Consider the following 7515-nt stretch of genomic DNA (forward strand, 5'->3'; position numbering starts at 1 on the left):
ATCTAAAAAATTTATTAATCTTAAATAAAAAATTTGTTCAAAAAGAAAATTTTAATTTTAATCAAAAAATATTTATTTTATTGATTTAACGATAAAAAAACATATCACTTGTTTTTTTTTTTTTTTATTTATAATTATTTTAAGTTTATATTTACCAAACTAAAATTTCAGAAAGAAAAATATATGAATAAAATAAGAAAAAATTCAAAAATAATCTTGATTATTTCAACGATTATTTTATTTATAACCGTTATTATAATAGGTTATAAATTAAGTACAGGGAAGGAGACAAAAACGAAACTCCAAAAAAAGATACAGTTATAAATAATAGAGAAAGTTATGTTAAACATGAACAAAAAAAATTCGAAAATTTAGATGAATTTATTAACAAAATGAAAGAAACATACGGAGAAGAATCAACAACAAAATTGTATAAGGCTAAAACAGCATTAGAATATTATGATGATAATGCAAAACAATTCGCTTTAATATGTATAAATAAAGGTTATTCTCGAAGTTCCAAAATTGAATTACCTTATTTGATATTTATCCCAAAAATGGAAGAAAACGAACTTATTAATGGTAACAAATATTTTGATGCTTCTTTACAAGAATTAGAAGAATACTGTATAAATAATTCTAAGTTCATTCATGAAGTTGATCTTGGAACATCATTGCAACAAATATACAAAGAAACAAACAAAGAAAAAAACAATATAATTGAAAAAAAATTGGACAAATTAGATGATTTATTTGAAGATCAAGATTTCAAAGAACAAATCGAAAAAAAATAGCAATAAGTGAAATTGTTCGATTAAGTGTTATTAATGATTATAATTTGGGTAAACTCGATACTTTATTATTTGTCGGTGAATCGACATCGCAAAATAATAAAATCCAAAAAAATACAGAAAACGAAAAAATGTTAATTTTTATAACATTATCAAATGAAGAAAAAGAACAAAAAATATATAAAGAAACCAAAAACAATCAAATATTCCATAAAAAATATAATGAATTAAATTTAGAAGATATAAAAAATACAAAAAATCGAAAAATATATATTTTTGCTATCAAAAAATATGATTGGACAGATAAAACAAACAATCCATTAACTGAAACAAAATTAGAATAATGAAACTATCAATTAAATTTTTACAAAAATATCAAAAATTTATCATATTATTATTTTTATTTAGTATTTCTTCGTTTTTATTAATGAATTATTTAATACAAAATAATTCAACTCCTCCACAAAATATAAATAATTTAAATTTTTTAAATAATTCTAATGTTATTTGTTTAGAAAAAACAGATTTTCCACCGATAATAAATCCTTTAAAAATTTCAAATTCTTATATTCGAGAAATTTTAGATTTATTAAAACAAAATTTTATAGACGAACAATATGAATTAAATACAAGCAATAATTTAAAAAATCAAATTACTATAAATATAAAACCTAATTTAAAATTTGAAAATAATGAAATCATCAATAATGAACACCTTCAAATACACTTTAAAAACTTATTTAGATAACGATTTAGGAAAAAATCTTTTATTTTTATATGATTATGATAAATACATTCTAGAATATCGTTTAAAAGAAAAAGACCAAATTTTTAACTCTTTTTTTGAAACATTTTCAACAGAACCATTAAAAATAAAGTTATATATTAAAAAAGATATTTCACCAAACAAAATTAATGAAATTTTAAATATTTTCAATAAAGAAATATTTTTGTTACCGCCTAAATATATCGAAGAAATATCTTGTAAAGATTTAAAAAACTTATACGGAAACAAATCTTTTCCTTTGTTGTCATATGGAAAAAATTATCGAATTTCCGAATTTGAACCTCAAAATATGAAATTAATACTTACAGATCTTCATCATGAATTAAAAAATATTGTTTATTTAGGAGCCGATAAAAAAACAGAATCTCAACTATTTAAAGACAATAAAATATCTCGTTTTTCGCCTTTAGAAGATATAATGAAACAAATTGATTACGATGAACAAGATTTAAATAGAGTTCTTTTAAATAATGATAAATATCAAAAAGAATTTAAATTAGATAGTTGGCAATTTTTTATTGGTTTTAATCTTGCTACAAAAAAGAATTATTTAAAATCTAAAATTAAAGAACAATTAGAATATTTTTCAACATACTATAAAAATAAACAAGATAATAAATCGACACAAATAATTGAAGAAGGTTTAAATCAAATTAATTCTCTGAACGATTATCAAGATATTTGTGAAAAATATAAACAAATATTAAGGAAAATTTTTTCTTCAGAAGACAAATTACTAAAATATATAAACGAATTAGATAAATGGTTAAATTATAATTTTTCTCATCAAATCATTCATAATCCAAATTTTAGAAAATCTTTATATTTAGCTTTCGATCGTCAACAAATGATAAATGATATTTTCCCTTTTTTATAAAGCTGTCTATCATCCTATTTCTGAATTATCTGAATGGCATTATTCTAAAAAAAATGAAATGTTAAAAAATTTTTCTAATTTGTTAACATCGAACCTTGGAATATCACAAACAAATAATAACCCAATAAATATAGAACAAACTTATAACGAAATCAAAGCCAAAGAATTTTTTAATCTAGCTTATAACGAATTATCTTTAGGATCATTGTCTTCTCCGATAGAATTAAAAGTAAAAATTGACACTAAAGATAAAAGAAATCAAATCATTTTTGATTATTTAAGCAATAAAATAAATAATATTTTTAATAATAAAATTATTTTAAAAAAGATTCCTATCATTAATGATGATAAATATTATTCTTTAAAAGAAGGTAATCTCGTTTCTTTATATGACGTCTATAGCGAATGTGATTTATTTATGGATTTTTTTTCTACCGATGATTTTAACAATACTATGTTGGGTTTTATATCAAATTCGTATAACGATTATATATTTGATATTGATTTTACAGAACAGTTAAATTTAATATCTGAGACACAAAAATCAAAATTAACAAATGATTTTCGATATGCTTCCAAAAATTTTATAGGAATCAATAAAACAAATAATCATTTTAAAGGCAATGTGTTTGAATTAAACGCTTTTATAATTAACAAATTACAAAATAATAATTTATTAAACCAAGAGATTAAACAAAAAATGATGATGATGTGTTATCAATCTTTAGAACAAAAATATTTTGAAATTTTACCGAATATTCCTTTATTCACTGTGCAATCTTGTACTATTACAAATAATATATTATTATGAATAAGAAAAGGTTTTTCAAAATGATGAAATCGTTAAATATTAAAAAACTATTTAATATTTTTTTAATTATTTTTTTATTGTTAATGTATGTTTATTGTTAATTTTTTTAGATACATTTTATGATAAAAATGTTTATAAAAATAGAATAAACGAATATGAAAATTTTACACAAGATATTAATAAATATAAAAAAATAAATGTTTTAATGCCTAATAATAATATGTTTTTTTATCTTAAATTGATAGATAAAAACAACATAGAGACAAAACATTTTAATACCACAAAAAGATTATGATGAAGTTATAAAATTTTTAATAAAAAATAATGCTATTTTCGAAGAAGTTAATATAGAAAGAGAATAAACCATGGTTTATCTTTAAATATAAAGAAAATATAACTTTTATAATAGCTATTTTTAATTTTATTGGATATTCTATTTTTATTTTTTACATTATTTCTAATATAAAAAAACAATCAGGAAAATTAAATAATAATCCTGAAGTTTCAACTGAACAAAAATCTCTTTTTACTTTCAAAGATGTCGCTGGTAACGAAGAAGAAAAAGAAGAGATGAAGGAATTAATTGATTTCTTAAAAAATCCACATAAATATCAAAAAATGGGAGCTGTTATTACAAAAGGAGTTTTATTAGAAGGTCCTCCAGGAACTGGAAAAACTCTTTTAGCGAAAGCGTTAGCTGGCGAAGCGAATGTTCCTTTTTACGCCGTGAGCGGTTCAGAGTTTGTGGAAGTTTATGTAGGTGTTGGAGCTTCAAGTATTAGGTTTTAAAGGCATTTTTGCATACTTTTTATGAAGTATTTTATAACTCTAAAAAAAGAGCTTTAAAAAATAATAAAAAAGTAATTTTTTTCAAAAATTTATATACTTAGTATAACATATTTAAATGATTTTTTTTTAAAAAAACAAGTTTTTTTAAAAAAATGCATAATTGGGGCCGGAAGTTATTTTTATTTTTAAAATAAATAAAAATAACTTTAATTAAAAAAATTGAAATATTTTTTATTAATACCGACAAGAAATAATATTTTCTTTTAAGACTTGATTAATTTTTAATAAAAAAATCTTGACTATCATTTTGAAAAAAAGACAATAAATTATCACGATAAGATAAATAAAATTTTTCAAAAGAATGAGTAAAAAAAGAAAAAATATTTAAAGTGTCTTTTCTTTCTTTCTTTTCATCAAAAGAGATTAATTTAATATTGTTTCTTAAAAAAAAATCTTTACAAGATTTTAAAAATAAATCAACAATATAAAGAGCTTTTTTATTTCTTTTGGTTTTATGTTTAGAAAACTCAGCTGAAATATAAGAAGTATTTAAATTATTATTTTGATTCATTAATTGAAAACTATTTTTAAAACCTCTTAAAATAGGATTATTTTTTTCAATTCTCGTATAAGTAAAACGAGATAAAAAAGGATATTTTTTTTCGATTTCGAAAAAATCAAAAGGATATAAGCCTATTTGTTTAGTTGTTTCAGGATTCTTACAATTTCTTGAAAATTGAAATAAATGACGATAATAAAAATTTTTTGTTCCTAAGGATGATTTTGAAACATATTTAACAACGTAATCAATTATCATCTCAGTTATATTTGAAGAAATTAATTTTTCTTGAAAAAAAGCAGCTTCCGAAATTTCGGATTTTGTTAAATCTTCTTGATTGATAATTTGAAGGTTTTGAGATAATGGATTTAACTTTTTTAAACGATGATTAAGAAGATTAACAATAGAAGCCCAATATTGAAAAACATTAGGAACAACAATAGGCCCGCTTTGGCGGACTCTTTTTTTTATTATCTCTTTTAGGTGAATTTTTACGACCTTCAATTTTTTTTAATTTTTTTGATTTTTCATGAGTAAAATAAGAATCTTTAAAACCATCATAAAAATAATGATTTTGAAAACCGAACATTTCTAAAAGGTCGATATTACAAAGAATATGATAATGAATAAAACCTCTTTTTGTTGTTTCTAAAACTTTTAAATATTTAAAATGTTTGACTATATTTTTAGCTTATTCCTTAGTATAATTAAATTTTGAAATTAAATTTGATAATAATTGTTTCTTTAAAAAATTAAAAAATAATTTAATAGCTTTCTGCATATTGTTAACATCACGGCCAAAGAGGCTCTTTGTTCCGTCTTGATTCGTAATAGAGGTTGTTAAAGTTAAAAAAGAGAGTTTTTTAAGATTAGTAAAATTTTTTAAAGCTTTACGTTGAGCCTTACGGCGCATATTCTCTAAATTACGCTTTTTTTGATTAAGATTAAGAATATTTTTATTAATTCCTTGTTTATAAACAGGATTTTTTTTATTTTGTTTAATTGATTCTTTTAAAATTTCTTGTTGTTTTGTTAAATCCTCGTTTAACATAATAAAATCATTTTTTTTATTAATTTTGTCACGGCGGAGCTTATTTTTAATTTGATTTTCTAAAAAAAAACGGTCCAATTTCAAAGAATAGACATTGACATGAGAAGCTATACCATAATCAATTTCTTTAAAAATTTTGATTTGATTTTGAATTGTTTTATTAAAATCAATTAATTTTTGAAGTTTTGAAAGATTGGATGGGTTTAAATAAGAAAAATCTAATTCCGCGTCAAAAAACCTAATTAAAAAATTTTGATTTGTCAGAGTTTTATATAATAATGATGTTAATGTTAACTTATCACGGTCCGCGATAAGTTGGGCCGGATCTAAAAATAAACTATTTAATTCTAAATGGACTTTTTCAGCCTGAATATTAAAAGGATGATAATTAATTTTATTTTGATTTTGAAGGAGTTTAAAAACGGATTTAAACATATTATTTTTATCATCAGTAATAACATATAAATCCTTTTGAGCACGTGAAAAAGTAACATATAATAATTTTTTCTCATTTATCATATCAGTATGAAAATGATTATGACGAGGCCAAAGAAACAAAAAAATAATTTCATTTTGAAAGCCTTTATAAGCGTGAATAGTTGACAAAATTATTTTATTTTCGGTATTGTTTAAATCGTCCGTAAAAGGAAAATCATAAAATGATTGTTGAGAAAAAAATTTTTGAATTTTTGAATATGGGAGTGAGTCCGAAAAAGGAGCATAATAGTGTAATATGGAATTAGGATTCCTTCCGCGATGGCGTAAGTTTTGATTAAATTAATTTGATGAAAAACAAAATTAAAATATTGTTCTTCAGTATCTGAAATAGTATAAGAAAAACGGCCGACTGTTTTTTTATATGTTTTTTGTTTATATGAATCTTGAAGAAGAACATTAGAAGCCTCTAAAATCCTTGTATTAGAACGATAATTAATATTTAAATGAGTTCTTTTATATTGATAATCAAACTGAAACAATTTTAACAAAAGAGAAAAAGAACCCTGAAAAGTATAAATAGTTTGGTTGAAATCACCAAAACAAATTAAAGAATGTTTTTTTGTATTCTTCTTTAGGATAATTATTATTTTTAATTAATAAATTGACAATTTCATACTGAAGTAAATTGATATCTTGGAATTCGTCAATAAAAATATGACGATAATTAGCATAAAAAGACATGTAATAATCATGAGAAGGATTTTTTAAAATTTCGTATGTTTTAATTAATAAATCATCATAATCTAACATTTTATTTTGGTTTAAATATTCTTGATAAAGAGAAAACAATTTTTTAAAATCGTCTGTTATTGAAAAATCTAATTTGAATTGTTTTAAGAGTTCAGGAGCTCTTTTTAAAATTTGTTTTTCTATTTGAAATCTTTTATAAGAAGTTATTTTTTTAATAAGGTCTTCTATTCTTTCATTGAGACAAAGCATATTTTGGGTTGTTAAATTTTTAATAATTTCTTCTTGAAGAAGAGATGAAATAGATTTTTTAAAAACAAATAAAGAATCAAAATAATTAATGAAACGAAAAGTGAAAGAATGAAAAGTTGACATTGTTTCTTTGGATTCGTAGTTTTCATTTATATAAAAATTGTTGAAAAAATTATTTTTGATAAAATTATGTCTAATGTTAATAAGAGTTTTATTTGAAAAAGATAAAATTAAAAGATGCGAAAATGATATTTTTTTAACATTTAATAAATAATCTATTTTTTTCATAAAAAGAGTTTTTTTACCTGTTCCGGCAGCGCCGTTAACATAATGATAAAAATAATTTGAATTAATAAATTTTTCTTGTATAAGAGACATTTTTTTTATCTTTTTTTTTTTTTTTTTTTTTTTTT

9 protein-coding genes and 1 pseudogene are annotated in these 7515 nt (G+C 21.1%); 6 read left to right on the forward strand and 4 right to left on the reverse strand.

Annotated features, from left to right (window positions below; translation table 11 throughout):
• Positions 1-392 precede the first annotated feature (392 nt).
• From AB6A63_RS01355 to AB6A63_RS01380, 6 genes and pseudogenes are all read left to right on the forward strand, one after another.
• Positions 393-794, forward strand: a complete 402-nt coding sequence (locus AB6A63_RS01355) for a hypothetical protein (RefSeq protein WP_370430899.1) — start codon at positions 393-395, stop codon at positions 792-794.
• A gap of 44 nt (positions 795-838) precedes the next feature.
• Positions 839-1135 (forward strand): hypothetical protein, encoded by a 297-nt coding sequence (locus AB6A63_RS01360; RefSeq protein WP_370430900.1) that lies wholly within the window; start codon positions 839-841, stop codon positions 1133-1135.
• A complete protein-coding gene (locus tag AB6A63_RS01365) occupies positions 1135-1539 on the forward strand; it encodes a hypothetical protein (RefSeq protein ID WP_370430901.1) in 405 nt (134 codons plus the stop codon). Before AB6A63_RS01360 ends, AB6A63_RS01365 begins: the two co-directional genes overlap by 1 nt.
• Entirely contained in the window at positions 1499-2455 is a 957-nt protein-coding gene (locus AB6A63_RS01370) for a hypothetical protein (protein ID WP_370430902.1), read from the forward strand. Before AB6A63_RS01365 ends, AB6A63_RS01370 begins: the two co-directional genes overlap by 41 nt.
• Positions 2433-3266 carry a hypothetical protein gene (locus AB6A63_RS01375; RefSeq protein ID WP_370430903.1) on the forward strand — a complete coding sequence of 278 codons (834 nt, stop codon included), beginning with the start codon at positions 2433-2435 and terminating at the stop codon, positions 3264-3266. Before AB6A63_RS01370 ends, AB6A63_RS01375 begins: the two co-directional genes overlap by 23 nt.
• Before the next feature lie 462 nt (positions 3267-3728).
• Positions 3729-4049: pseudogene (locus tag AB6A63_RS01380) on the forward strand (AAA family ATPase); the annotation flags it as partial.
• Positions 4050-4329: 280 nt separating this feature from the next.
• On the opposite strand, the gene AB6A63_RS01385 reads toward AB6A63_RS01380, so the two are convergent.
• From AB6A63_RS01385 to AB6A63_RS01400, 4 genes are all read right to left on the reverse strand, one after another.
• Positions 4330-5118 carry a hypothetical protein gene (locus tag AB6A63_RS01385; RefSeq protein WP_370430904.1) on the reverse strand — a complete coding sequence of 263 codons (789 nt, stop codon included), beginning with the start codon at positions 5116-5118 and terminating at the stop codon, positions 4330-4332.
• 187 nt (positions 5119-5305) lie between these two features.
• Positions 5306-6400, reverse strand: a complete 1095-nt coding sequence (locus AB6A63_RS01390) for a 3'-5' exonuclease (protein WP_370430907.1) — start codon at positions 6398-6400, stop codon at positions 5306-5308.
• Positions 6295-6651 carry a 3'-5' exonuclease gene (locus AB6A63_RS01395; protein WP_370430905.1) on the reverse strand — a complete coding sequence of 119 codons (357 nt, stop codon included), beginning with the start codon at positions 6649-6651 and terminating at the stop codon, positions 6295-6297. Before AB6A63_RS01395 ends, AB6A63_RS01390 begins: the two co-directional genes overlap by 106 nt.
• 43 nt (positions 6652-6694) lie before the next feature.
• The coding region (locus tag AB6A63_RS01400; protein ID WP_370430906.1) for a UvrD-helicase domain-containing protein at positions 6695-7515 on the reverse strand (821 nt) is incomplete at its 5' end.

The sequence above is a fragment of the 'Camptotheca acuminata' phytoplasma genome (assembly GCF_041276565.1).
GTDB lineage: Bacteria > Bacillota_I > Bacilli_A > Acholeplasmatales > Acholeplasmataceae > Phytoplasma.

Coding starts and splice junctions, on each gene's coding strand:
- AB6A63_RS01375 (WP_370430903.1), top strand. CDS start 2,433: ATGATATTTTCCCTTTTTTATAAAGCTGTCTATCATCCTATTTCTGAA.
- AB6A63_RS01355 (WP_370430899.1), top strand. CDS start 393: ATGAAAGAAACATACGGAGAAGAATCAACAACAAAATTGTATAAGGCT.
- AB6A63_RS01365 (WP_370430901.1), top strand. CDS start 1,135: ATGAAACTATCAATTAAATTTTTACAAAAATATCAAAAATTTATCATA.
- AB6A63_RS01370 (WP_370430902.1), top strand. CDS start 1,499: ATGAACACCTTCAAATACACTTTAAAAACTTATTTAGATAACGATTTA.